We start from the raw sequence: 23,986 nt of genomic DNA, 5'->3' as shown, positions 1-23,986 counted from the left end.
CACCGGGAGCCGATCCTGCCCATAGGGAGCAGGAGCCCACGACCCCGCAGGCCCCGGCAAGTAATTTGGAGAGGTGAGCGAGATGGAGCGGTTCTGTCCCTACTGTATGAATGTCCTGTCGGAGGAAGCCAGCTGTCCCCACTGCGGAAAGGACCCCGGGACCTACCAGCCCGCGAGCCATCATTTCCCGCCCGGGAGCCTGCTCCACCGGCGTTACCGCCTGGGACGGGTGCTGGGCGAGGGTGGCTTCGGCATCACCTACCTGGGCTGGGACACGGAGCTGGAGCGCCGGGTGGCGGTCAAGGAGTATTTTCCCACCGCCTTTGTCAAGCGGGAGACCTCCCTGACCCTGGATGTGACCTGCTACACCCAGGCCGGCCTCTCCTACTACGAAAAGGGCAGAGAGCAGTTTCTGAAGGAAGCCCGGACCATGGCCCGGCTGGAGAAGATCCCCGAGATCGTGCGGGTGCTGGACTTCTTCCAGGCCCACAACACCGCCTACATCGTCATGGAGTTTTTGGAGGGGGAGACGCTCAAGGACATGACCGCCCGGCAGGGGCGGATGTCCGCCGGGGAGCTGCTGGGGCTGCTGCGCCCTGTGATGGGGGCCATGGCGGCCATGCACCGGGCGGGGGTCATCCACCGGGACATCAGCCCGGACAATCTGATGTGCCTGCCCGGCGGCAAGGTGAAGCTGATGGACTTCGGCTGCGCCAAGGAGATCAACGGCGGAGTTACCATGACGGTGACTCTGAAGCACGGCTTCGCTCCCTTTGAGCAATATGCCGGCCGGGGCCAGGGCCCCTGGAGCGATCTGTACAGCCTGTGCGCCACCATCTACTACTGCCTGACGGGCAGGGTGCCCCCCGACGCCATGGAACGGGACGGAGGACAGGACCCCCTGGTGCCGCCCAGCCGGCTGGGGTCGGACCTGGCCCCGGGCCAGGAGCGGGCCCTGCTCAGGGGGCTGGCCTGCCGGGCGGAGGACCGCTGGCAGAGCATGGAGGAGCTGTACGGGGCCATGTACGGCGTCAACCTGGACGGGACGTCATGGAAGGAACCCCGGAAGAAGAAGGAAACACAGAAGGAGGAGCAGCCGGAGAGCGGGGGAAAGACCGAGTACGTGGAGCACACCGGGGCGGAGGAACCGGGAGAACCCGAGCCCATCCCCTCCGACGGCCGGACCCCCGGGGACGGCACGCCCCCGGCCCCGGGGAAAAAGCGGCTCTCCAAAGGGGCCATGGGGGCCATCGCTGCCTGCTGTGCCCTGGTGATCATCGCGGCGGCGGCCCTGGGCGGCGGCCTGCTCCCCGCCCAGGGAGAGGACCCCGGCCGGGGGGAGGGCAGCGTGACCCTGCCCGCGGAGCAGACCGGCGCCGTCTCCGGCGGCGCGGCCCAGGGAAGCGGCAGCGCCGGGGAACAGGAATCGGCCGCCGGAGCGCTGCTGCCCGGGCTTCTGGAGGGGACCGCCTCCGGCAGCCAGGCGATGGAGGCCCAGGGGACGGAACAGCCCCCCGCCTCCTCCCAGGGAGGAGAGACCGGCGGGGACGGTCAGGCCGCCGAGGGAGCGAAGACGGAAGGCGGACAGGCCGGCGGCGGGACCCAGTCCGCCCCTCAGCAGACAAAACCCACCCAGCAGACACAGCCCTCTCAGCAGACCACGCCTTCGCAGCAGACCACGCCTGCTCCGTCCACCCAACAGACGCAGCCCGCCCAGCAGACCACGCCTCCGGCCCAGACGGAGCCGGAGGAGCCCCCCGCCCCCACGAAAGCGGAGCTGGAGAGCCAGGCGGAGACGGCGGTGGCGGAGAGCCGGTACACCGACGCGGTGAGCATCTATCGGCAGATGAACTCCCTGGGCTACATCTCCAAGAGCAAGCTGGTCATGTGCCTGGAGGATGTGGCCGATGCGGCGGAGTATGAGTGGTACGAGACGGACTACGGCAACGACAGCTCCCCCCTGATCAAGTTCGCCTATGACCTCAACATGGAGCTGGTGGATATGGGGAGCACCGCGGCCATCGCCACCGTGGCGCGCTATTACGACTACGGCCACTATGTGGAGCAAAACAGCACCAAGGCCTGCGAGTGGTGGACCAAGCTGGCCAATACCGGCGACGGCCCGGCCTGCTATTTCGTGGCGCAGTATTACGCCGCCGGAAACGGCGTGCCCCAGGACACCCAAAAGGCCATCGAGTGGCTCAACAAGTGCTTTGAGTACGGAGCCAGCTATGTGTCCGACAGCGCCCAGGAGCTTCTGAACGAGCTTCAGGGCGGCGGATGAGAACACAGAAGGGAGGGGAGCATATGGAGCGCATTTGTCCCTATTGCATGCAGGAATGGACGGAGGAGGGCCTCTGCCCCGGCTGCGGCAGGAACCCGGCGGACTACCGCCCGGGCAGCCACCACGTCCCCCCGGGGAGCCGGCTCAATGACCGCTATGTGGTGGGCCGGGTGCTGGGCGAGGGAGGCTTCGGCATCACCTACCTGGGGCTGGACACCAATCTGGAACGGCTGGTGGCCATCAAGGAGTATTTCCCCACCTGTCTGGTCTCCCGGGAGAACTCCCTCTCCCTCAGCGTCACCTGCTACACCCAGAACAACCAGCCGGCCTACGAGAAGGGCCGGGCCCAGTTTTTGAAGGAAGCCCGGACCATGGCCAAGCTGGAGGAGATCCCGGAGATCGTCCAGGTACTGGACCATTTCCAGGCCAACAACACCGCCTACATCGTCATGGAGTTCCTGGAGGGGGAGACGCTCAAGGCGCGCACCGCCCGTCAGGGCGCCATCCCCGCCGGGGAGCTGCTGGAGCTGCTGCGGCCGGTGATGGGAGGCATGGAGGCCATGCATCAGGCGGGCATCCTCCACCGGGACATCAGCCCGGACAACCTGATGGTGCTCCCCAGCGGCAGGGTGAAGCTGATGGACTTCGGCTGCGCCAAGGAGATCCAGGGCCAGCCCACCCAGACGGTGACCCTGAAGCACGGCTTTGCCCCCCGGGAGCAGTATACCGGCCGGGACCAGGGGCCTTGGACCGACGTGTACGCCCTGTGCGCCACCATTGACTACTGCCTTACGGGAAAGGTGCCGCCCCGGGCGGTGGAGCGCCGGGACGGCAGCCAGGACCCCCTGCTCCCCCCCACCCAGCTGGGGGCGGACCTGACCCCCCAGCAGGAGCAGGCGCTGTGCAAGGGCCTGGCGGTGCAGGCCGCCAACCGCTGGCAGAGCGTCGCGCAGCTGTACGCGGCCCTGTACGGCGTCACCCTGGAGGGGGCGCCCTGGACCCCCCCGGAGGAGGAAAAGGGGGAAGGACACACGGAATTTGTGGGCCGGCGGACGAAATCGGAAGAACAGACCGGCCCCACGGAACCTCAGCCCAACCAGAAGCGCCGCCCGGGCAGAGGCCTGCCAAGGGGGGCCAAGGGGGCTATGGCGGCGGCGGTGTGCACCGTGGTGGTCCTGGCGGCCGCCGTTCCGCTGCTCAGCGGACGGGACAGCGGACCTGTGCCGGCGGGAGAGGCCGGAGAGGAGAAGCCGCAGACGGTCCAGCAGGTATCGGAGCAGCCCGACGCCTCAAAGGGAGAGCCGGAGGGAGATATGAGCCAGGAGAGCGCCGCGGCCCAGGGACAGGTGGATCTGCCCCAGACCCAGCCCGATCTCCAGGAGACGGACGGGACAGCCGGAGAGCCGGAGGGGACGGCCGGGGAACCGGAGACCGGCCCCGCCCAGACCTCCTCGGGCCAGACCCAGTCCACGAAGCCCGCCCAGTCCGGGTCATCCGCCCAAACCACCAAACCTGCGCAATCCACCCAGCCTACGCAATCCACTCAGCCTACGCAGTCCACCCAGCCTGCCCAGTCCACCCAGCCTGCCCAGTCCACCCAGCCGGAACCGGCCCCGCCCACGGAGGAGGAGCTGAAGGCTCAGGCGGAGAACTACGCCGCCAACGGACAGTATTTCAAGGCTGCGGAGGTATACCGGCAGATGAATTCCCTGGGTTATATCTCCCAGAACAAACTGGCAAAGCGGCTGTGCGACCTGGCCTTCGACGCCATGCTGGACGACGAGTATGAGATCGAGGTCCAGCTCTATCAGGAGGCCATGGCTCTGGGAAGCCTGGAGGCTAAGCTGTCTCTAGCCTCCAATTACAAGTATGGCTTAGGAGTGCCCCAGGACGAAGAGAGGGCCTTTCGGATGTATCTGGAGCTGGCGCAGGCCAACTACGAAAACCCGGTGGTCTTTAAGTGGGTGGCTGAGTGTTATGCCGACGGGGTGGGGACCCCCCGGGACCTGGAGCAGGCCATCTATTGGTGGAACCGGTACTTGAATACCGGTTACCTCAAGGAGAAGGAGCAGGAGGAGGTCCGGGGCATCATCGCCGCCCTGGAAGCGGAACTTTAAAAAATCGGGCGGGGAATCCGTCCCCGCCCGCTCTCTGTTTCTGGATTCAGCTTTCTGTGAGCAAAAGGCTCTGCCCGCCGCCGGCCAGGGCCAGGACCTGTCCCGGCAGAAGGGCGGCGGGACGGCCCGGAAGAAGGGGCACGCCGTCCACGGCGGTGCCGTACCGGGACTCCAGATCGGAGACGATCACCGTCCCCCAGATCAGCTCCAACCGGCAGTGGCGGCGGCTCACCCCCGGGGTGTCCGGGGGGAAAAGGATGCGGCAGGCTCCGGGCTGCCGCCCCAGGAGGGCGGGGAGCTCCAGGGGGAGGTCCCCGCCGAAAAAGACTCCCGCCGTCCCCCGCAGGCACAGACGGCTCCTGGCCCGGGCGTCCATCTCCGCCTCCGCCTTCTCCAGGTCGGCTAACAGGGCGCGCCGGTGGGGAAACCGGCGGCTGGGCTCCAGCCGCAGCCCCCGGTCCAACAGGCGGAACAGATCCTGCGCCCCCTCCGGGTCAGGGCAGGCCGCCCCGGCCGCGGCGCGGAGGGCGGCCCGGCGCTCCATAGCCCCCGCCGTCTGAGGCAGATCGGCCCCGGACAGCAGCCGGACCAGCAGGGCACACAGGCGGTAGACTTCCCCCGTCTCCCCCGGCGCGGGGCCGTGCAGCTGCTCCTCCGGCGGGAGGGGCAGGGCCAGGCTGGACGGCAGAAGCAGCACCGGCGCGGCGGCCAGAGCGGCCGTGAGGGGGGCCGCCTGCCACAGCGGGACGCGTGTTCCGGGCACCGCCGCCAGGAGCCGGGCGCGGATGTCGTCGGGATATGTGGTTTTGGGAAACACGGCGCCACCTCCCCGGGATAGTTTGACCCTTTCAGTATACGGCGCCGGCGGCAAAAGGGCAAGAGCGTTTGGAGAAAATGGAGGGAGCGGCTATGCGTATCGAGCTCACCCAGCAGTCGGGACTGGAGGTGAACCACCTGTCGGCGGCCGACATGACCCCTGCCCTGGCGGCTCAATACCTGGCGGGGACCATCCGCCTGCGGGGCTTTTGGGAGACCCTGCGGGGGCTGTATCCCGCCGGCGACCTGCGGGATCAGGTGGTCCGGGCGGTGACCCAGCCGGGGGACGACCCCAAGTCCGTGGCCCGGCGGGTACGGAATTGGGAGCAGGGCAGGAACGCCCCCACCGACCGGGAGGGCCTGTTCCGCATCGCCTTTGCCCTGGGGCTGGACGAGGTGCAGGCCTCCGCCCTGCTGGGCCTGTGCACGGACTACGGCATCCACTACCGAAACGGCCGGGAGCTGACCTACGCCTACTGCCTGCGGAAGGGGACCACCTACCAGCAGGCGGCCGACCTCTACCGCTCCCTGCCCGACCCGGAGCGGTCCCCGGGAACGGGGCGGCCGGGGATGGAGGGCACCCGGCAGCTGGTGTCCATCTTTGCCGACGTGCGGGATGACGGGGAATTTTTCCGGCTGTACGAGTCCTATCTGGACTCCTTCGGCTGGCTCCACCGGCGGGCCTGGGACTATTTTGAGCGCTACTTTCAGGCCCTGTTGTCCCCCGGCGAGGGGGAGGAGCGCTACTCCATCCAGCGGGCGGCGGAAACCTATCTGACGCTCCACATGCCCTCCGGCAGCCGCCGGCAGGACTTCACCCTGGTCCAGCGGATGCTCAAGCAGGGCTGGCCCAACGCCACCAAGCTGAAGAACATCTGCGCCCGGAAGGAGGACGTGCCCCGGAAGCTGCTGCTTCTGCTGTATCTGGTGACCGAAAATGTGGTGGACGGCAGCTACGACGAGCTGGACGAGGACTACCTCTCCCCGGAGGAGCTGTTCGAGGAACACTGGTGGCGGGTGAACCTGATGCTCCAGGACTGCGGAATGCCCACCCTGGACCCCCGGAACGCCTACGACTGGCTGGTGCTCTACTCCCTCAACAGCGCCCTGCGGCAGGACGAGACCATGGGGGAGCGGATGGAGGCGGTGCTGGCCGTTTTGTTCCCCGGGAAGGAGGAAAATGCTTGAACCGACCTGAGGGCCGCCTATGATATAGTCGGGACAGGCGGGGGTGGGACCATCCCCGCGGTACAAGGCAAAGGAGGACCAGCCTATGAAATACGAGATCCTGCAGCTGACCGGCGGGGGCGACCCCGGCGTCTCCGGAGAGGACCCGACCGTTACCCGCCCCGCGCCGGACACGTCCGCCCCCGGCGGGGAGGAGAGCGGCTCCGCCCCGCCCGGGACCCAAGCCGGTCCCGCCGGCAGGGAAGACGGCGCAGAGGCGGAGACCGAGCAGCCGAGCGAGGGGGACACGTCCACACAGACCGGCGGCGCGGAGTCCCAGCCCTCCGACCGGGAGGGGGATGACACGCAGCCCCAGCAGCCCGCCCGGCAGGAGGGAGACACACAGCCCCAGCAGCCCGACCGGGAGGGGGATGACACGCAGCCCCAGCAGCCCGCCCGGGAGGGGGAAGATACGCAGCCCCAGCAGCCCGCCCGGCAGGAGGCCGAGGCTGCCGGAAGCGGAGCCGCCCCGTCCGGAGAAGGCCGGGAGGAGGAGCGGACCCATTCGGGAGAGGAGCCGCTGCCCGAAGTAGACGCCGTCCTCTCAAACGGAGAACGCGCCGGCGAGGAGGGGCAGTCCCTGGTCCCGACCACGCTGACACAGCCTTCCCTCCCCGGCGGGTCCGGCCTCGGGCCGGCGCTCCCCTTTTCGTTGGGGGTATTGGCCGCTCTGGGCGTGACGGGCCTTCTGCTGTGGCTGCGGCGGCGCAGGGGCTCCGGGGCGCTCAGGCTGCCCGCTCCCCCCTGCCGTGGGTTCCGGTGCGCCCAGGTCCATGAGGTGGGCGCGCGGGACAGCCAGCAGGACGCCTTCTGCCTGGCCGGACTGGAATCCCCGGAGGGGGGCGTGCTGGCGGCGGTGGCGGACGGCATGGGAGGATTGGTGGACAGCGGCCAGGTGAGCCGGGCCCTCACCGATGCCCTGGGCGGCAGCTTCGCCCCCGGAGGTACGGACGCCCCGGCCCGACAGCTCCAGCTGCTGCTCCAACAGGCTCTGGATCAGGTGGAGGACCTGCAGAAGGGGCGCACCGCCCAGAGCGGGTCCACCCTGGTGATGTGTCTGATCCGGGAGGGGGCGCTCTCCTGGCTGAGCGTGGGGGACAGCCGGATCTACTTGTGGCGCGGCGGCGGACTCATCCAGCTCAACCGGGACCACGACTTCCACCATGATCTGACTCTGCTGGCCATGCAGAAGGACATGACCTTCGCCGAGGCGGACCAGGACCCCCGGAGAGAAAATCTCACCAGCTACATCGGCGGGGGCTTCCCCCGGAAGGTGGAGTGGAATCCGGAGCCCATTCCCCTGCGGGCCGGGGACCGGGTGGTGCTCATGAGCGACGGGGTGTACCGGGCCCTGTCCCAGGAGGAGATGGCCTGGTGCCTGGGCGGGGATGCGCAGGCGGCGGCGGACGCCCTTCGGGCGGCGGTGACGGAAAAGTCCCTGCCCCAGCAGGACAACTTCACCGCCGTGATCCTGGAGGCGACCGGACCCTGAGAGCCGTGTTCGTGAAGCCTGGATCGGCGAAACAAGGACCTGCTGCAAAATGGACTGATCAAACAGGCAGACCGAGCAACCCCTCTCGGGTTGCCCGGTCTGCCTGTTTCTGTGTCATCTGTTCCGCCGGAAAACCAAGCCGGAGCCTCACCGGGAGCGCAGATATCCGTTGCGGCTGGCCATGGCCACCCGCCGGAGCCTCTCTCCGGCGTAGGCAAAAAACTGACGGAAGGCCGGACAGAAGTAGTTGTGAACTCCGGTCTCGTCCCAGTAGCGGTCCCGCTTGCAGCCCCCATTGCACAATGACCGCCAGGGACATTCTTCACATTCAGCCGGGTGTACCAGGCTCTCCTTTTGAAACTGAGCGGCAATTTCTCCCTTGGCCAACTCCTCCAGCGAGCGTTCCCCAATCATCCCCATCTTCCACTGATCCAGACAGTAGAAATCACAGGGAAACAGGGCTCCGTCCCCTTCCACTACAAAATAGGAGCCGCAGGTGCCGCTCGTGGCGCAGGTGCTGGCCGGCAGCCCCATGGCCAGATGTACATAGTCATCGAATAGCCGGATGCTGGTATAATCGCCCCGCTCCAGATCCCGGTACCACTCATCAAATGTCGTACACAAAAATTTTCCGTAGGCCTCCGGCGTCAGGCTGTAGGGCATTTCGCCCCGCTCTTTTTCCAGCGGGTCCAGACAGGGGATGAACTGCAAATACCGCATGCCCAGCTTTTTCAGGTTATTGTAGATCTTCGCCCCGTGTTTCGCGCTTTGGCTGGTGACCACACACAGCACATTTACCTCCACCCCCTTTTTCTGGAGCATGGACAGGTTTTTTGTGACCCGGTTCCAGGTATCTTTGCCGGCGGCGTCCAGCCGCAACTGATTGTGGATCGTTTTTTCCCCGTCCAGAGAGACGCCCACCAGGAATTGATGAGCGGCAAAAAATTCCGCCCAGCTCTCGTCCAGGTTCAGGGCGTTGGTCTGGATGGAGTATTGGACCTTCACCCCGCTCCTCTTCATTCTAGCCGCTGTTTCAACAAAATATCTGAAATAATCCAGGCCTGCCATGGTGGGCTCCCCGCCCTGAAACGTAAAGCCGACGCTTCCATGTTCCTCCACCGTTTCAAAGGCCTGGCGAATCAAGGTTTCCGCCGTCTGCTTCGTCATCATCCCCGCAGACGCCTGCTCCCGGTTGGCCGCCTCATCCGCGTAAAAGCAGTACCGGCAGCGCATATTGCATACGCTGGACGCAGGCTTGATGAGAAGACTGATATTCTTCATAAACCTCCTCCTTTCCCTGTTGGTCACAGTATAACACAAAGCTCCCACGCAAAACAGCCAATTTTCCCAGGTTCGGTCCTGTATACCCCACTTCCCTAGTCCCCCTCTGAGGTCAAGGGTCCGCCGAAAAAGGCTCTGGAGGCGTGCCGGGGCTGGGAGATATTGGCTCCGGGGCCGGCATGCCGGTGATGGAAGGCACGTGCGTCCTCTTCAAAGCATTCGGCGGAGTCAATGCCACCCCGCTTGGCATCAACACCAAGGGTGTGGATGAATTTGTCCAGACGGTATAGCATTTCAGGCTCCTTTGGGGGGATCAACCTGGAGGACATTGCCGCTCTCCGCTGCTTTAAAACTGAAGTCCGTTTGCAGCAGCTGTGTGATATTTCCGTTTTCCGCGATGACCGGCACGGGACCGCTATTGGGGTCTTATGAAGGCCATCCCAAAGGGTATCGCTTCTCAGGCCAATAGGTTCGTTATCTTCATTACAAGCGGCGGCTTGCTGGACCGTGTTGAGCTCGGCGGCGGATTTGAGTCCCTGTCTGAATTGTTGGCCGGCAGTTCTCAGCACGATGGGCCCACCGGCGTTATGCTGATCGCCTCTCTGGTTGGCGGCTTTGGAATCGAAGCGGCTGCGGCGGCACACCTTCGCCGCCACAGCCCTCCAGAACGGCGTGGCTGCACCTCCGTGCTGGGATTTTCTCCGCCGGCAGGCTTTCCAGCCCCCCGATCACGTTCTCGTTTCGCTGATAATTTTTTAGACATGGTTTGCCGTCTCCCCTTTGAATGATGCGTCCCAGCTTCATTCCATAGGAGATTTGCAGGCCATGTCCCTTTTTGTCCCCGCTTCATGCGGGAAAAGGAGATGGTCATTCCGTTTCTTCATATCCCAGGAGGGCGCTCCCCGGATATGAAAAATACTTATTGCTGCAATAAACAACAGTAATTTTACTTTATAGCACACGTGGGGTAAGATAGAAACACGAAATCAAGCATCAGACTGAAGGCGATTTCAGATAAAATGCACAAAGGAGGATCTGTATGAAAAAGAAATCCATACTTGCAGCCGCGTGTGCTCTGGCTCTTCTGCTGTCTTTGCCTGCCTGTGGGAATCAAGCATCCACCTCGGCCAGTCAATCCGGTGAGAGCGGAGCACAATCCGAGCAGGCCGCTTTTACCTGGGACAGGCCGATCGAGATCATGGTGCCCGCCGCTGCAGGCGGCGGCCTAGATGTAACGCTTCGAGCCTTACAGCCCTATTTGGAAGAGGAACTTGGCACATCCATCATTATCGACTGCCGCAGCGGCGGCAGCGGCGTGACCGGATACACGTATAGCTATAATGAAACGCCCAGAGACGGATACTACTTCCAGTTTACCGCGCCAACGGCCATTCTGTCTGCGGCTGCCGGAAGCTTTGAGGTAAATCTTTGGGAGGAATTAGTGGCTGTTTCCGGCTGTGTGCAGGCGGAAGGCGTCATCTTTGCCAGCCCTTCGGCGCCCTTCTCCAATCTGGATGAACTGGTCGCTTATGCTAAGGCCAATCCGGGAGTCGTTTCCATCGCCATTGATGCTCCCACCGGAAACTCCGGCATTCTTTCTACTCTATTTGAAGAGGGCGCAGGAGTGCAGTTCAAGTGGGTCACCGGAAGCGCGGATGAAGCGCTGATTTCTACCATTGCCGGCGAAACCGACCTGCTGCTTGCCACTTGGGCGGAAACCAGCGCCTATGTGGAATCCGGCGATGTCGTTCCCATTGTATTTTTGTCCAATGAGCGCAATCCCATCGTGGAAGACGTGCCCTGCAGCGCCGAGGTGGGGGCGGAGATAGAGCTGGGTTATTCGCGTGTCTTTACCTGCCTGGAGGGAACCCCTCAAGAGGCGATTGACGCCTTTGAGGCCGCCGTACACCGTGCCTGCCAGAATCCAGAGTGGGCGGAATGGCTGACCAACAACGGTTTTGTAAATGAATATCTCTGGGATCAAGCCGAAACAGCCGCGATTCTGACTACGTTCTACGACATGGGAAAAGAACTGCTCGCGGAAAAATAATTCCATAATTTACTAGCTGTCAAATTATAATACCCCGGCTGCATTTATTTGTTGTCGGGGTTATCATTTACTTTTTCAAACAATGTGTTGGGGGTGCATACAGTGGGAGAGTTTATTTTTAACCTGTTTCTGTTGATCGCACTGCTTGTATTCTGGGTGGACTCCTTCCAGATCGAAGTGTGGAACGATTATATAGGGGCTCGTTACTATCCAATGGTCATTTTGTCCATAGCGGTAATATTGCTTTTGATCAAGGTGATACGGGCCTGGAAAGAAATTCCCCCCGAAAAACGGCAAGAGGATTTGCAAGGTCTCCGAGGCTGCCTGAAGATCAAGGGAAATCAGCGGTTGGCGCTGGCTTTCCTGTGCTGCCTGCTTTATGTGATGCTTCTTCCAGTCGCCGGCTTCCTGCTGTCCACGTTCCTGTTTGGCATAGCTGCCTCTTGGCTGTTGGGCGCAAAAAAACCTCTGCAGCTAATTGCCGCAGGTGCGTGTTCTTCTCTGCCGCTGTTTATGGTCTTTGTCTGGGGACTCAATTTCCGACTTCCAAGAGGCACGGGCGTTCTTTACAGTGTTGCACTGTTTTTAGAAAATCTGATTTGACGCAGCCGAAAGGAGAATGGTCGTATGGATTTGTTGATTTTGGGCCTACAGGCAATCCTAGAACCGGTGACAATGCTTTGGATCCTATTTGGTACCATAATTGGTGTTATTTTCGGAGCGCTGCCAGGTGTGAGTTCCACGATGGCAATCGTTCTTTGCGTCAGTTTTACCTATGTGATGGACCCGGTCGTCGCCATCGCCTTCCTAGCTACCGTATACTGCGCAGCCATTACGGGAGGAAGCGTTACCGCAATTCTGTTTAAAATACCGGGGACGCCATCCAGTGCGGCCACCGTCCTGGACGGTTATCCAATGGCCGCGCGAGGGGAAGCTGGCCGCGCGCTGACGATCTCTCTTGTTTGTTCCGCGATCGGCGGCATAATTTCCGCTCTGTTTATGTTTTTCCTCACTCAGCCAATGATGGATCTGGCCATTAAGTTCAGCGCGGCAGAGCAGTTCGCCGTCGCCTTGCTGGGCCTGAGTGTGCTGGTCTTTCTGGATCAAAAGCATATGCTCAATACCTTTTCCTCTGCTCTGCTGGGACTGTTTCTCGCCACGATTGGGATGGACAATTTTTCTTCCGTTCCCAGATTTACGTTTGGGCAGGACTGGCTGCTGGACGGGATGGATTCTCTGCCCTTTATGCTGGGCATGTTTGCCGCTGTGGAAGTCTATAACGAGATCGTATCCCCATCCGATCGCAGCGCCTACCAAACCAAGGGGGCCAAGTTGACCAAATTAGCCCCGGTGCGGGATTTCATCGAGATGAAGGGCACAATCATACGTTCCGCGCTGATTGGAACCTTTGTCGGGATATTGCCCGGAGCCGGCAGCAACATTTCCGGGTGGCTGGCCTATACAGTCGAAAGCAAATTCAGCAAGCATCCGGAACTGCTTGGGACCGGAGACCCCCACGGTGTGGCTGCATGCGAAACCGCAAACAATGCTGCCACGGGCGGCGCCATGGTCCCCATGCTCTCCATGGGAATTCCGGGCAGCAATGCTGCGGCCATGATGATGGCAGCCCTGACCATTCAGGGCGTTCAGCTTGGCCCCATGCTGTTGAAAGCCCAGCCTGAGTATTTGGGCGCTACCTTCTGCTCCATGTTCTTAGCCAACATTTTGATGGTATTCGTCTCGTTGATCATGGCAAAGGGGTTTGCGCGTATCTTAAGCATGCCCTATTGGATGCTTGGAACGTTTATCCTCGCTTTAGCGTTTACGGGATGCTATGCCAGCCGCAACAGTATGACAAGCGTATATGTGATGCTGGCAGGGAGTGTGCTGGGCTATTTCCTGAAAAAATACCATTTCAACATTCCCGCGCTCATTCTGGGCCTGGTACTTGGCCCCATCTTAGAGCGCCAGTTCCGTCGCGGCATGCAAATGGCCGATAGTGTGGGTGAGTTCTTCAGCCGCCCCATCACGCTGGGAATCCTTGCCATTGTGGTTATCATGTACACCTATGCGTTTATCAAAATGGTTCGCGACCACAAAGCAGAAAACGCTTAACACCCATCGGTCCATTCAGACATCTCAATATGCTCCACAAATTTTTTCACTTGGGGCAGCACCAGTTCAGATTTTTTATAGCAAAGGTATGTGTTGCGCACAATGGGTGCTCCCTCCTTTGAATAAATCGGTATCTTGTACCCGGAAAATCGCTCTAAACATATGCCCGGCAGGATAGCCCAGCCAATTCCTTGGTTCACCATGGACAGGCAAACTTCAATGCTGTTTGATTCCACCCGTGATCTGGGTTCAAAGGAGAGATTGTTTCTAACCCACTCATCTGCTAGCTCCTGCCCTAAATTGTCAATTTTTTGATGGATATAGAGAATATTCCGCAGTTGATCGTTGCTCGTCTCATGCTTGCAGACAAGGTAGTAGCTTTCACTGGAAATCATCTTTTTGCAGCCATTCCATTCAAAATCACCGCGGATAATGGCAACCGAAAAAGAATTCCGATTCATCTCCCGTTGAATGTTTATGCTTCGGTCTGCCACTACGTCCACGTTGATCTGCGGATACTTCTCTAAAAAACCATTTAAGATCCGTGGCAGACGATAGTGTGCATACTGGGTTGCACAGCCCAAATGCAGCGGGCCATATCGATTCCCGTGTTCTGTACTGATGTGTTCGCGCATCTTTCGCATGGTGACGGACAAGGCTTTCGCGTACTCCACCACAGTTTCTCCCTCGGGGGTGAAAATAATGCCTTTCGGGGTGCGATACAGCAGGGGAGCTCCCAGGTCATCTTCCAGATGCTGAATCCGCTTCGTGAGGGCGGGTTGTGTCAGGTAAAGGCGCTCCGCCGCTCGTGTCAGATTCTGCATCTCCGCCAAAGTTAAAATCGTATCGATATCTTTCTCGTCCATTTTAAGTTCCCTCAGCTCATTCCTAAAGATTATGGCAGTTGAAAACAGTATAACATATTTTTTTCGTCAAAGCACGTCCCCTTGCTTTAGCAATAATTAGTAAATTTTTTACAAGGTTGTGTCATAGATGGAACGATATCCCTGTGTATACATGCGCGGAGGAACAAGCAAAGCGATTTTTTTCCATGAAAAGGATCTTCCTGCGGAGAGATCCCGGTGGCCCGAAATTTTTCTCCGTGTCATGGGGTCCCCTGATGTAAAGCAGATTGACGGGATTGGTGGCGCTACCAGCTCTACGAGCAAAATCGCTGTCATTTCCCCTTCCAGCCGTCCAGACGCCGACATTGATTACAATTTCTTTCAGGTCGATATTTTGATCCCGAATGTGGATAACAGCGCCAACTGCGGCAACATTGCAGCCGCAGTTGGTCCATATGCCATTGATGAAGGGCTTGTTCCCGCCGTGGAACCCAAAACTGTGGTGCGGATTTACAATACGAACACGGGAAAACTGATTGAAGAGCATGTCCAGGTGAAAAATGGGCGAGCGGTTTTTCAGGGGGAAACCCAAATCGAAGGGGTCCCGGGCACCGGAGCGCCCATCGAAATGTTTTTTCTCAATCCGGGAGGGTCCAAGACAGGGAAGCTGTTTCCAACGGGTTTGCGGAAAGAACCACTCCTGATCCCGAACTATGACCCCATTGAGGTCACCATCATTGATTGCGCGAACCCTGTGGTTCTTCTCCGCGCCGCGGATTTGGGCCTGGAGGGGACAGAACTGACGGAATTAAACGACAACGCAAAACTCATGGAGCACATTGAAGCGATCCGGGGTATGGCTGCGGAAAAACTGGGATTCGTATCCGATTGGAAAACCGCAAAGAACATATCCACATCGATTCCGAAGGTAAGCATCCTTTCTTCTCCCCGCAGCTACCGTAACATGAGCGGGAACTGGACCCAGAAGGAGGATATGGATCTTTGCGTTCGTGCAGTTTCGCTGGGAATGATCCACAAGGCAATTCCCCTGACCGTGGCAACGGCTACAGGAGCTGCCGCGTGTATGGAGGGTACCATTATATCAGATATCGTTGCCGGGACTGCCGGCAAAAAGGCAATTTTTCTGGGCCATGCCAGTGGCGTTACAGCGGTGCAGGTGGAGCTGGAGGGAGACAAGGTGAAAAAGGCCGGCATTATCCGAACCGCGCGAAGGATCATGGACGGCTATATTTACATCAACAACTGACCTGTCTGTCGCGCCTAGCTAACGGGCGCAAAAGCAGATGGGAGAGAACAAAACGGAAAGAAGGCGTAATATGTCGATCATGGATGATTGGAACCTCAATGAGGCACATGGGCTGTGGCCCACGGGAAAGCAGAACCCCATCCAGCTTTCCTCCTGCGATTTTCGGGACGGTCAGCAGTCTCTGATCGCAACGCGGATGCGGACAGAAGATATGGTGCCCATACTCCGGGAGATGGATTCCTTTGGATTTGCCTGCATCGAGATGTGGGGCGGCGCTACCTTTGATACCTGCATCCGGTACCTAAAGGAAGATCCCTGGGATCGCATTCGCACCTTTAAACAATACGTTCAGAAAACTCCCCTGCGCATGCTCCTGCGCGGGCAAAATTTGCTGGGGTATACTCCATATCCGGACGATGTGGTCGAACGCTTTGTCACCGCTTCCGCCAAGGCAGGGATCGACATTTTCCTGATTTTTGACGGGCTGAACGATATCCGGAACTGTGAGGCGGCAGCACGTGCGGCCTTGAAGGCCGGTAAGCTGGTAGAGGGCAATATTCAATTTACCTCCAGCCCCGTTCACACCATAGATTCCTTTGTAACTACAGCAAAAGAGTATGTAGATATTGGGGCGACAGCCGTTCATCTGGAGGACATGGGCGGGATGATTGATCCGGTTACGGCAGCAAAAACGGTTGCGGCGGTTAAACGAGCCGTCTCCGTTCCAGTCCATTACCACTCTCACTGCACCGGTGGAATGACCGAGATCACATACTGGGAGGTGGCCAAGGCGGGCGCGGATGTTCTGGATGTGGACGTTTCTGCCTTTGCCATGGGTACCAGCCATCCCGCTGCCGAGAGCATGATTGCTGTTTTCCGGAACACCCCTCGTGACACCGGACTGGACTATAAAAAGCTTGGTCCAATCAACAAATATTTGAAAACCATGCGTGAAAAATACCAGGCTGTCTCTACCAGAATGGTGGGGGTGGATATCAATGTGGTCGAGCACCAGATTCCTGGCGGAATGTACTCTAATCTGGAAAACCAGCTCCGCGGGATGAATGCCTCCAACCGATTGGAGGAGGTGCTGGAAGAGGTTGTCCAGGTTCGAAAGGATATGGGATATCCCCCTTTAGGCACTCCGTTTTCTCAGATGTGCGGCGCGCAGGCCACGACAAATGTGATTACAGGAAAGCGATACGGTACAATTCCAAAAGAGGTCAAGGCCTATGTCCGCGGGGAATACGGACGCGCGCCCGGCCCGATTTCGGAGGAACTGCGCGCCAGAGTCCTTGCGGCGGGCAAACAGCCCATCACCTGCCGTCCGGCCGATCTTCTCCGTCCCCTCTATGAGGAAAGCCGCCAGGCACTTGGGCAGATTGCCAGAACAGAGGAAGATGTGTTGACTTACATTATGTTCCCTCAAACAGGGCTGGCATTTTTAAAGAACAAATATCATCTTGACTGACGCCCCAAGAGGAAGGAAGGGTTGGGTAATAGAATGGCAATGACAATGGCGGAGAAAATTCTCGCCTCCCACAGCGGGCGGAGGGAGGTTCGGGCCGGAGAATATGTCGTGGCTGACGTAGACCTGGCCATGATGAAATATTCGGTCTCTGATATTCCAAAGGGGATGAAAAAAGCCGGGATCACACAGGGGCTTACCCGTGTCTGGGAGCCCGATAAGGTCGTGCTCGTCAATGACTATGATGGCCCTGCGCCGGACAAAAATGTTAAGACCGCACAGCGTCAAAAGGAGGCCCGAGAATTGGCCGACAAGCTCCGACTTCCCCATTTTTATGATGTCTCTTCCGGGATCTGCCATCAAGTCACATTTGATGAAGGGTTTGTTGTCCCAGGCGGTCTTGCCGTTGCAACCGATTCCCACACGCCGATTTATGGGAGCCTGAACTGTGCCGGGACGGGCATTGGGGAGGCTGAAATGGCATGGGTATTGGCATACGGTTCCCTCTGGTTCTTGGTCCCAGAGTCGATACGGATTCAAACAAAGGGTACGCTCCCCTTTGGGGTGATGGCAAAGGATTTGTATTTATACCTCTCCGGAACCTACGGAACCGATTTTGCCCAGTATAAGTCACTGGAGTGGTATGGCGAAGCAGTGGAAACCATGTCGTTGGACGGCAGAATGTGTTTGGGAAATCAGGCGGTGGAATTAGGCGCCAAGTTTTGTATGTTTGAGGCGGATCAGAAGGTTCATGATTTTTTAGCTGGGCGGGCACGCCGTACCTATACTCCAGTTACCGCAGACAAGGACGCATCCTATTGTAATGAGATCCTGGTGGAGTGCGCCGCCCTGCGCCCAGCCGTAGCATTGCCCCATAATATGGCCGTAGTAGTGCCTGCTTCCGATTTGCCCCATGTCCCCATCCAGCAGGCCAATATTGGGGGGTGTGCCAGCGGAAGATTGGAGGATATTGAAATTGCCGCCAAAATTCTCGAGGGAAAGCATGTGCACAAGGGTGTGCGCTGCATTCTTGGTGCCGCAGATTGGTATGTGTTTTATCAGGCCCTGCAGGCCGGATACATTCAGACCCTGGTGGCTGCCGGCGTGACGGTTTGCCATCCCCACTGCGGTCCATGTACGGGAGGTATCGGCGCCTTGGCGGATCATGAAACGTGCATCACCGCCACAAGCCGAAATTTTAAAGGACGCATGGGCAGTCCAAACGCAGAGATATATATGGGGTCCGCCGCTACAGTCGCAGCGTCCGCGTTGACCGGGTATATTACGGATCCGAGAGAGGTGTTATCGTGACAACCGCTATTTGTGGACGGGTCATTACGCTCGGGGATGAAATCAACACCGATGTAATCGCACCTGGACAATGGAAGCAAGAGTCTCTTGAAGTACTCAAATTGCACACCATGGAAGGAATCGTTCCCCAATTTTTTCAGCAGGTGCAATCTGGAGATATCCTTGTGGCCGGACGAAATTTTGGCTGCGGGTCCCATCGGGAGCAGGCGGTGCAGGTAATGCAGGCTCTCGGAATTCAGGCGATCGTGGCGGAGTCCGTAGCCAGACTCTACCTGCGCAGCGGGATTGCACTCGGATTGCCTGTGTTCGAGGTTCCGGGAATCAGCGCGCTGGTTGCCGCAGGGGAGATGTTGAAGATTTCCTTCCGCCAGGATGCGATCTGCTTTGCAAATTGCCGTACGCAAGAGGAGATCCTGCGCCCCGCGTTGCCGCCGATGATGCGGGAAGTCCTCTTGTCGGGAGGAATCTATCAGCTTCTGCGTACGCGCATATATGAATCCGACAGCGCCGGGCAGAGCTGATCGACGGTGATGGCTTTCCTCCACCGCAGCACAGGCCATCCCCCAAGCAGAAACACCACACGGGAAATTTGGAACACGGTAAAATAGCCTGCGGAGTTTTCCGCAGTCAGCAAAGCAGGAAGGGACCGGCCAGATGGCCGGTCCCTTCCTGCTTTCGTTATATACAGCTGCTAGGTCTTTGTGGCTCCGGATCAGGCATAACCGATGACCTGGCAGACCATCATCAGGACGACGGAGATCAGGACCCAGATCAGGAACAGCTTTCCCATGAACTTCATCCACTTGTCGTAGGTGATGCCGGCTGCGCCGATACCCACAAGCAGCGCGGAGTTGACCATGTTCTTGGAGCCTTTTACAAAGTACTCGCAAATCTGGCTGGGAGTATAGCCATAGATCAGGCCGGCGACCAGTGCCAGCCAGATAAAGACAATGGACGTGGTGGACAGGCTCCAGCCGTACTTGATGCAGCCGAAAATCATGACCACGATCCCAGCCACGAAGGCGGCCATCACCGGCCAGTGGCGCTTTTCGATCTCAAAGGTGTTGGAGACGATGTCAAACTTCATCACATTGCTGTCTCCATACACTACGCTCTTGGTGGGGTCCTTGCGCACCTTCTCCGCATACCCCACGATGTAGATGGCCGACACCACCAGCAGCACCACATGGGCCACCACACGCATGGACGCCCCGGAATAGGCCGGCAGCTCCGCGATGGTCTGTGCCACCGCCGTGGTGGGGCCGAACGTGCCGGCGGAGAAGCCGATGGCGATGCCGATCAGGGTGATAGCGATCCCCACCACTGCGTCATAGCCCAGCGATATTGCCAGCATTACTCCGATCGGGGCAAAGCCGACAAATTTGTTGGACGCCTGGGTGATGCCGATAAAGGAAAACAGAAGCAGCAGCACTGGGATAAAAAACTTCTGCTTTCCCGAACAGGCCTGGGCCAGTTTTCCACAGAATGCGTGGAACACATTCGTCTGAATGACCACTTCAATTCCGCCGGAGATCACCAGCAGAGCCACAATGATATCTACCTGCTGGATCAGCGCCTTAACAATGTACGTGGGGATCTCCCATGGTCCTACCGGGGACGACTCCACATAGTGGAATGATTGCGGATCTACCACCGTGGTCCCCTCGTCATTTTTGTATCGGTCATATTCTCCGCCGGGGATCACATAGGTCATGAGGGATACCAACACTAGAATCGCAATGATAATGACAAACGCATGGGGCATTTTGAATTTCTTCTTCATGGTCTCTTCTCCCTTCTTCTCTATCGGCTATGGTTACGAAAAGTCCCCTTTATATTTGTTGTAGTTTTTGTCCCGCTGATTTTGTGCAAACTCCTCTTTGATCTGATCCATCAGCGCGGGGTCCTCCAGGATATCGCACATGGTAGCCGCTAGGATCTTGGCTCCCTTCAGCATCCCGTCGTGGGCCGCCTTGGTCTTGCCCTCGTCATAATACCCCTGGGAGTGCGGCCCCACCGTGATGGGCACAAAGGCCATGCGAATGCACGAACTGGGCACCAGGGTCATCACATTACTGAAATCGGTGGAGCCCGTCTTGGCCCGGGGCGGCGCGATCTGCGGGGCGTCCACCAGCCTGGCGTTTTTCATCAGCAGGTCATTGAGCACCAGCACCGGGATCTTGTTGTGGGTAAAGCCAAGGTCCTTGATCTCCACAGTGGTATCGGTCATCAGCGCCGCACCCTGCATAATATTACGGAACCTGCGGTCCACATCCTTCAGATATTCCACGTCATAGCTTCTCAAAACAAAGGAGCCCTCCGCCCGGGCTGGGACCACATTGGCCGGTCCTCCCGCATCCACCACCGTGTAGTGCATCCGAACGTCGTCGATCACATGCTCCCGCATGAACTCGATCCCCTGGAAGGACAGCAGCAGACCGTCCAGGGCGCTCTTCCCATCCTCCGGACGTCTGCCCGCATGGGCCGACACCCCGTGGAAGATCACGGAATACTTGATATTCGCCAAAGACTTTACGTCCACCCGCGTAGCTCCGTCCATATGCATCATCAGCGCGATGTCGATGTCCTGGAAGCAGCCGTTTTGAATCATGGTAATCTTTCCGCTGTAATTTTCCTCCGCCGGTGTGCCGTATACCACCAAGCGATAGGGCTTATCCTTGACCGCCTGCTGGATGGCCATGGCTGCCCCGATGATGCAGGGTCCCTGCAGGTGGTGTCCGCAGGCGTGTCCCTGTTTTTCCAGCGCGTCGTATTCGCACAGCAGTCCAAAGGACGGTCCTCCGTTGCCCTGCTGATAGACCGCGCGGAAGGCAGTCTCCATACCTCCCACCCCACGCTCCACGGCAAAGCCGTTCCGTTCCAGGTAATCCGTCAGCCATTGGCAGGCCTGATATTCCTGCAGCCCAATCTCGGGATGGTCAAAGATCCGGTCGCTTAGCTCGATCAGCTCCTCCTGATGGGCGTCGATTACCCCAAACGCTTTCTGTTTCCTCTCCATTTGCAGTTCCCCCTTTTACTCCGCCAAATTTCCGGTCTGTTCCGGTTTTCTCTCTTTTTCGGCCTGCGCGTTCCTTTACGGCGCTCCGGCGGCTCTCTCCCGCCTTTTCTCCGTAATCCGCCGGCGGATCTCCCGCAGCAGCTACGCCGAGGTCACCGCCGTACACGACTTGTTCTCCGACAGCTCGACCAGGTCCTTTGTCACAATCCCGCTGCGCAGCGTATCCAGAGCGCACTGCTCCAGGTCCTCCGCGAATTCCTCCAGCTCCAGGATCTGGTCCAGCTGCCCCCGCTTCCGCAACGCTCCCGTCCAAGCAAAGAGCGTGGCCAGCGGGTTGGTGCTCGTCTCCTCGCCCTGAAGATATCTGTAATAATGCCGGGTAACGGTCCCGTGCGCCGCTTCATATTCCATGGTGCCGTCAGGAGAAACCAGGACCGACGTCATCATGGCCAGGCTCCCAAAGGCCGCCGAGATCATATCGCTCATCACATCGCCGTCGTAATTTTTACAGGCCCAGATGAATCCTCCCCTGCTGCGGATCACTCTGGTGGCCGCGTCGTCGATGAGGGTATAAAAATAGGTGATTCCCAGCGCTTTAAATTGTTCCTCATAACGCGTCCGGTACTCCTCCTCAAATATTCGCTTGAACGCACCGTCGTACTGCTTTGCAATGGTGTCCTTCGTGGCAAACCACAGGTCCTGCCTGGTATCGATGGCATAGGAAAAACATGCATCGGCAAAGGAACGAATGCTCTGCTCCGTGTTATACATCCCCATCCAAATCGCCGGCCCCTCCACCTGCTGGATGGTCACGGATTTCGTCGCGCTCTCATTTTCAAACAGCAGTTTGGCCGTACATCTGTGCTCCGTACGCGCGTCGACGCATCTGTAAATATCCCCGTGGGCATGCCTTGCAATGGTAATGGGCTTTTCCCAACGATGGACCACCGGCGGAATGGAGTCCACCTTGATGGGTACCCGGAACACAGTCCCGTCCAAAATGGCCCGAATGGTTCCGTTGGGGCTGGGCCACATCTTAGTCAACTGGGGATATTCCTGCATTCTCTGTTCATTGGGCGTGATGGTGGCGCATTTTACCGCCACCCCCAGCCGCTTTGCTGCCAGCGCCGCATCCACTGTGACCTGGTCCTCGGTCTCATTGCGGTGGAGCAGCCCCAGATCATAGTACTCCGTTTTCAGATCCACAAACGGCAGAAGCAGCTCTTCCTTTATCATTTTCCACAGTACACGGGTCATCTCATCCCCGTCCATTTCTACCAGCGGCACTTTCATTTGTATTTTTTCCACTTTAAGCGCCTCCCCTTTGGTACGAGGGCGACCCGGACGGCGGCTGTATCCGCTTCTTGACGGAAACGGAAAGCGAGCGGCTGATGGGGCTGCCGGAGAGCTGGACAAAGTACGGGGCGGACGGCGAGGCAATCCGGCCTCTGCAACGCTACAAGGCGCTGGGAAATGCGATTGCCCTCCCTTGTGCCGATTACATCATGGCCGGGATTAATGGTACTCAAAAAGTGAGCACCCCAATGGCAAATAAAAAGAGCCATTGTCAGCACCTGAAATAAACGCTACCCTTTAGGTGGGATAACCATAAGGGGGTAGCAGAAAGGTGTTACGAATGGCTCAAATCAAGTATATCAAAGACCTCTACGAAAATGAAGAGGCAAGTTTGCGGGAAATATGCCGCGTAACCGGCCACAGCTTTGAGACTGTCCGCAAGTACGCCTACCAGGAAAACTGGAGCGAGGACAATCTGCCGGATATTGAGCCACAGAGCTATCCGGTGCTGCAAGACTTCATCCCCATCATTGATAAATGGCTGGAGGAGGACCGAAAGGCCCCCAGGAAACAGCGCCATACAGTAATGCGGATTTACCACCGCCTGTGTGATGAGCATGGGTTTACTGGCTGCTATTCCACCGTGAAGAAGTATGTCCGCAAGAAAAAATATGTCATGAAAACTCTGAGTGCCGGTTATCTCCCTCTGGAGCACCCCAAAGGCTGGGGACAGGTGGACTTTGGCCTTGCGGAAGGCGAATGGGCCGCTACCGGAGAACGCTTTCCGTTCTATGCGCTGACGATCTCATTCCCCGGCTCTAACAACGGAGTAACGCAAGCGTTCCCGTCTCAAAACCAAGAGTGCCTGCTGGAAGGCATGAAGCGGATTTTTGAGCACATTGGCGGCGTCCCTCCCAGGCTGCGGTTTGACAACATGACCACGGCGGTTGCTCAGGTACTAAAAGATGGTGAGCGTGTCCTTACGGACGGCTTTACCCGCTTTATGCTCCACTACCGTTTCCAAGCTGATTTTTGCAATCCGGATTCCGGCAACGAAAAAGGCAATGTAGAGAACAAGGTTGGTTACAGCCGCCGCAATGCGTTTGTCCCGGTCCCAGTCATTACCTCGTTTGAGGAATTTAATGAACAGCTCTTGGAGTGGTGCGAAAAGGACGCTGACCGGCTCCACTACAAGCACAAGGTTCCCATCCGGGAACTTTGGGAAGAGGACAAGGCGGCACTTTTAGAGCTGCCGCAGTATCCCTTCTCTGTGTTCCGCTACACGACGCTTACCGTGAGTAAAACAGGCTTTGCAACGATTGAGACGAATAAATACGGGCTATCTCCCATGCTGGCCGGCGAAAAAGTACAGGCCAAAATCTTCTATGACCATGTAGA

Annotated in this window: 20 protein-coding genes and 1 pseudogene; 15 read left to right on the top strand and 6 right to left on the bottom strand. The window is 58.7% G+C overall.

All coding sequences use genetic code 11. The features are described 5' to 3' along the window. Window positions 1–82: 82 nt before the first annotated feature. The gene (locus B5E43_RS10515) at window positions 83–2,284 is read left to right on the top strand and encodes a serine/threonine-protein kinase (protein WP_087396513.1); all 2,202 of its coding nucleotides are present in this window, start codon (window positions 83–85) and stop codon (window positions 2,282–2,284) included. A gap of 23 nt (window positions 2,285–2,307) precedes the next feature. Further along, window positions 2,308–4,401, top strand: coding sequence for a protein kinase (locus B5E43_RS10510; RefSeq protein WP_158099025.1), 2,094 nt, complete (start codon window positions 2,308–2,310; stop codon window positions 4,399–4,401). Between the two features lie 46 nt (window positions 4,402–4,447). On the opposite strand, the gene B5E43_RS10505 is transcribed toward B5E43_RS10510, so the two are convergent. Then, entirely contained in the window at window positions 4,448–5,218 is a 771-nt protein-coding gene (locus B5E43_RS10505; protein WP_087396510.1) for an FHA domain-containing protein, read from the bottom strand. Between the two features lie 92 nt (window positions 5,219–5,310). Between B5E43_RS10505 and B5E43_RS10500 the strand changes: the two genes are divergently transcribed. Together B5E43_RS10500 and B5E43_RS10495 are read left to right on the top strand one after the other, a co-directional pair. After that, window positions 5,311–6,405, top strand: coding sequence for a hypothetical protein (locus B5E43_RS10500; RefSeq protein WP_087396508.1), 1,095 nt, complete (start codon window positions 5,311–5,313; stop codon window positions 6,403–6,405). 85 nt (window positions 6,406–6,490) lie between these two features. Next, on the top strand, window positions 6,491–7,936 hold the full coding sequence (locus tag B5E43_RS10495; RefSeq protein WP_087396506.1) for a protein phosphatase 2C domain-containing protein: 1,446 nt from the start codon (window positions 6,491–6,493) through the stop codon (window positions 7,934–7,936). A 147-nt stretch (window positions 7,937–8,083) separates the two neighbouring features. Here B5E43_RS10495 and B5E43_RS10490 read toward each other — a convergent pair whose 3' ends face one another. Beyond that, window positions 8,084–9,217: an anaerobic sulfatase maturase gene (locus tag B5E43_RS10490; RefSeq protein WP_087396504.1), complete on the bottom strand. Its 1,134-nt coding sequence runs from the start codon at window positions 9,215–9,217 to the stop codon at window positions 8,084–8,086. A gap of 143 nt (window positions 9,218–9,360) precedes the next feature. Between B5E43_RS10490 and B5E43_RS10485 the strand changes: the two are divergent. The 5 genes and pseudogenes from B5E43_RS10485 to B5E43_RS10470 all read left to right on the top strand — a co-directional run. After that, window positions 9,361–9,637 (top strand): annotated as a pseudogene (locus B5E43_RS10485) (NAD-dependent malic enzyme); the annotation flags it as partial. A gap of 8 nt (window positions 9,638–9,645) precedes the next feature. Next, window positions 9,646–10,005: a hypothetical protein gene (locus tag B5E43_RS14920; protein WP_143382993.1), complete on the top strand. Its 360-nt coding sequence runs from the start codon at window positions 9,646–9,648 to the stop codon at window positions 10,003–10,005. 251 nt (window positions 10,006–10,256) lie between these two features. Next, window positions 10,257–11,267 (top strand): tripartite tricarboxylate transporter substrate binding protein, encoded by a 1,011-nt coding sequence (locus tag B5E43_RS10480; RefSeq protein ID WP_087396501.1) that lies wholly within the window; start codon window positions 10,257–10,259, stop codon window positions 11,265–11,267. 102 nt (window positions 11,268–11,369) lie between these two features. Then, window positions 11,370–11,870, top strand: a complete 501-nt coding sequence (locus B5E43_RS10475; RefSeq protein WP_158099024.1) for a tripartite tricarboxylate transporter TctB family protein — start codon at window positions 11,370–11,372, stop codon at window positions 11,868–11,870. A gap of 24 nt (window positions 11,871–11,894) precedes the next feature. Next, entirely contained in the window at window positions 11,895–13,382 is a 1,488-nt protein-coding gene (locus B5E43_RS10470) for a tripartite tricarboxylate transporter permease (protein ID WP_087396497.1), read from the top strand. Here B5E43_RS10470 and B5E43_RS10465 read toward each other — a convergent pair. Next, window positions 13,379–14,248, bottom strand: coding sequence for a LysR family transcriptional regulator (locus B5E43_RS10465; protein ID WP_087396495.1), 870 nt, complete (start codon window positions 14,246–14,248; stop codon window positions 13,379–13,381). The genes B5E43_RS10470 and B5E43_RS10465 overlap by 4 nt on opposite strands. 127 nt (window positions 14,249–14,375) lie before the next feature. Here B5E43_RS10465 and B5E43_RS10460 point away from each other — a divergent pair, with 127 nt between their 5' ends. The 4 genes from B5E43_RS10460 to B5E43_RS10445 are packed head-to-tail and all read left to right on the top strand — an operon-like array spanning window position 14,376 to window position 18,794. Then, window positions 14,376–15,494, top strand: a complete 1,119-nt coding sequence (locus B5E43_RS10460) for a PrpF domain-containing protein (RefSeq protein WP_087396493.1) — start codon at window positions 14,376–14,378, stop codon at window positions 15,492–15,494. Window positions 15,495–15,531: 37 nt separating this feature from the next. Next, window positions 15,532–16,965 (top strand): pyruvate carboxylase subunit B, encoded by a 1,434-nt coding sequence (locus B5E43_RS10455; protein WP_206406983.1) that lies wholly within the window; start codon window positions 15,532–15,534, stop codon window positions 16,963–16,965. A gap of 33 nt (window positions 16,966–16,998) precedes the next feature. Continuing rightward, window positions 16,999–18,273, top strand: a complete 1,275-nt coding sequence (locus tag B5E43_RS10450; RefSeq protein ID WP_087396492.1) for an aconitase/3-isopropylmalate dehydratase large subunit family protein — start codon at window positions 16,999–17,001, stop codon at window positions 18,271–18,273. Then, a complete protein-coding gene (locus B5E43_RS10445; protein ID WP_158099023.1) occupies window positions 18,270–18,794 on the top strand; it encodes a 3-isopropylmalate dehydratase small subunit in 525 nt (174 codons plus the stop codon). The genes B5E43_RS10450 and B5E43_RS10445 overlap by 4 nt, the downstream gene beginning before the upstream one ends. Before the next feature lie 191 nt (window positions 18,795–18,985). On the opposite strand, the gene B5E43_RS10440 is transcribed toward B5E43_RS10445, so the two are convergent. The 3 genes from B5E43_RS10440 to B5E43_RS10430 all read right to left on the bottom strand — a co-directional run bounded on the left by B5E43_RS10440 (window position 18,986) and on the right by B5E43_RS10430 (window position 22,600). Next, on the bottom strand, window positions 18,986–20,056 hold the full coding sequence (locus tag B5E43_RS10440) for a YfcC family protein (protein ID WP_087396488.1): 1,071 nt from the start codon (window positions 20,054–20,056) through the stop codon (window positions 18,986–18,988). Window positions 20,057–20,089: 33 nt separating this feature from the next. Next, the gene (locus B5E43_RS10435; RefSeq protein WP_087396487.1) at window positions 20,090–21,292 is read right to left on the bottom strand and encodes a M20 family metallopeptidase; all 1,203 of its coding nucleotides are present in this window, start codon (window positions 21,290–21,292) and stop codon (window positions 20,090–20,092) included. A 141-nt stretch (window positions 21,293–21,433) separates the two neighbouring features. After that, the gene (locus B5E43_RS10430) at window positions 21,434–22,600 is read right to left on the bottom strand and encodes an NADP-dependent isocitrate dehydrogenase (RefSeq protein WP_087396486.1); all 1,167 of its coding nucleotides are present in this window, start codon (window positions 22,598–22,600) and stop codon (window positions 21,434–21,436) included. A gap of 56 nt (window positions 22,601–22,656) precedes the next feature. Between B5E43_RS10430 and B5E43_RS10425 the strand changes: the two genes are divergently transcribed. Both B5E43_RS10425 and istA read left to right on the top strand, forming a co-directional pair. Continuing rightward, the gene (locus tag B5E43_RS10425; protein ID WP_242964802.1) at window positions 22,657–22,875 is read left to right on the top strand and encodes a DNA cytosine methyltransferase; all 219 of its coding nucleotides are present in this window, start codon (window positions 22,657–22,659) and stop codon (window positions 22,873–22,875) included. A gap of 53 nt (window positions 22,876–22,928) precedes the next feature. Further along, on the top strand, window positions 22,929–23,986 hold a 1,058-nt coding region (istA, locus tag B5E43_RS10420; protein WP_087396484.1), incomplete at its 3' end, for an IS21 family transposase.

Origin of the sequence: Flavonifractor sp. An100 (genome assembly GCF_002161175.1) — a bacterium.
Lineage (GTDB): Bacteria > Bacillota > Clostridia > Oscillospirales > Oscillospiraceae > Lawsonibacter.
This window is presented reverse-complemented; position numbering and strand designations above follow the sequence as displayed.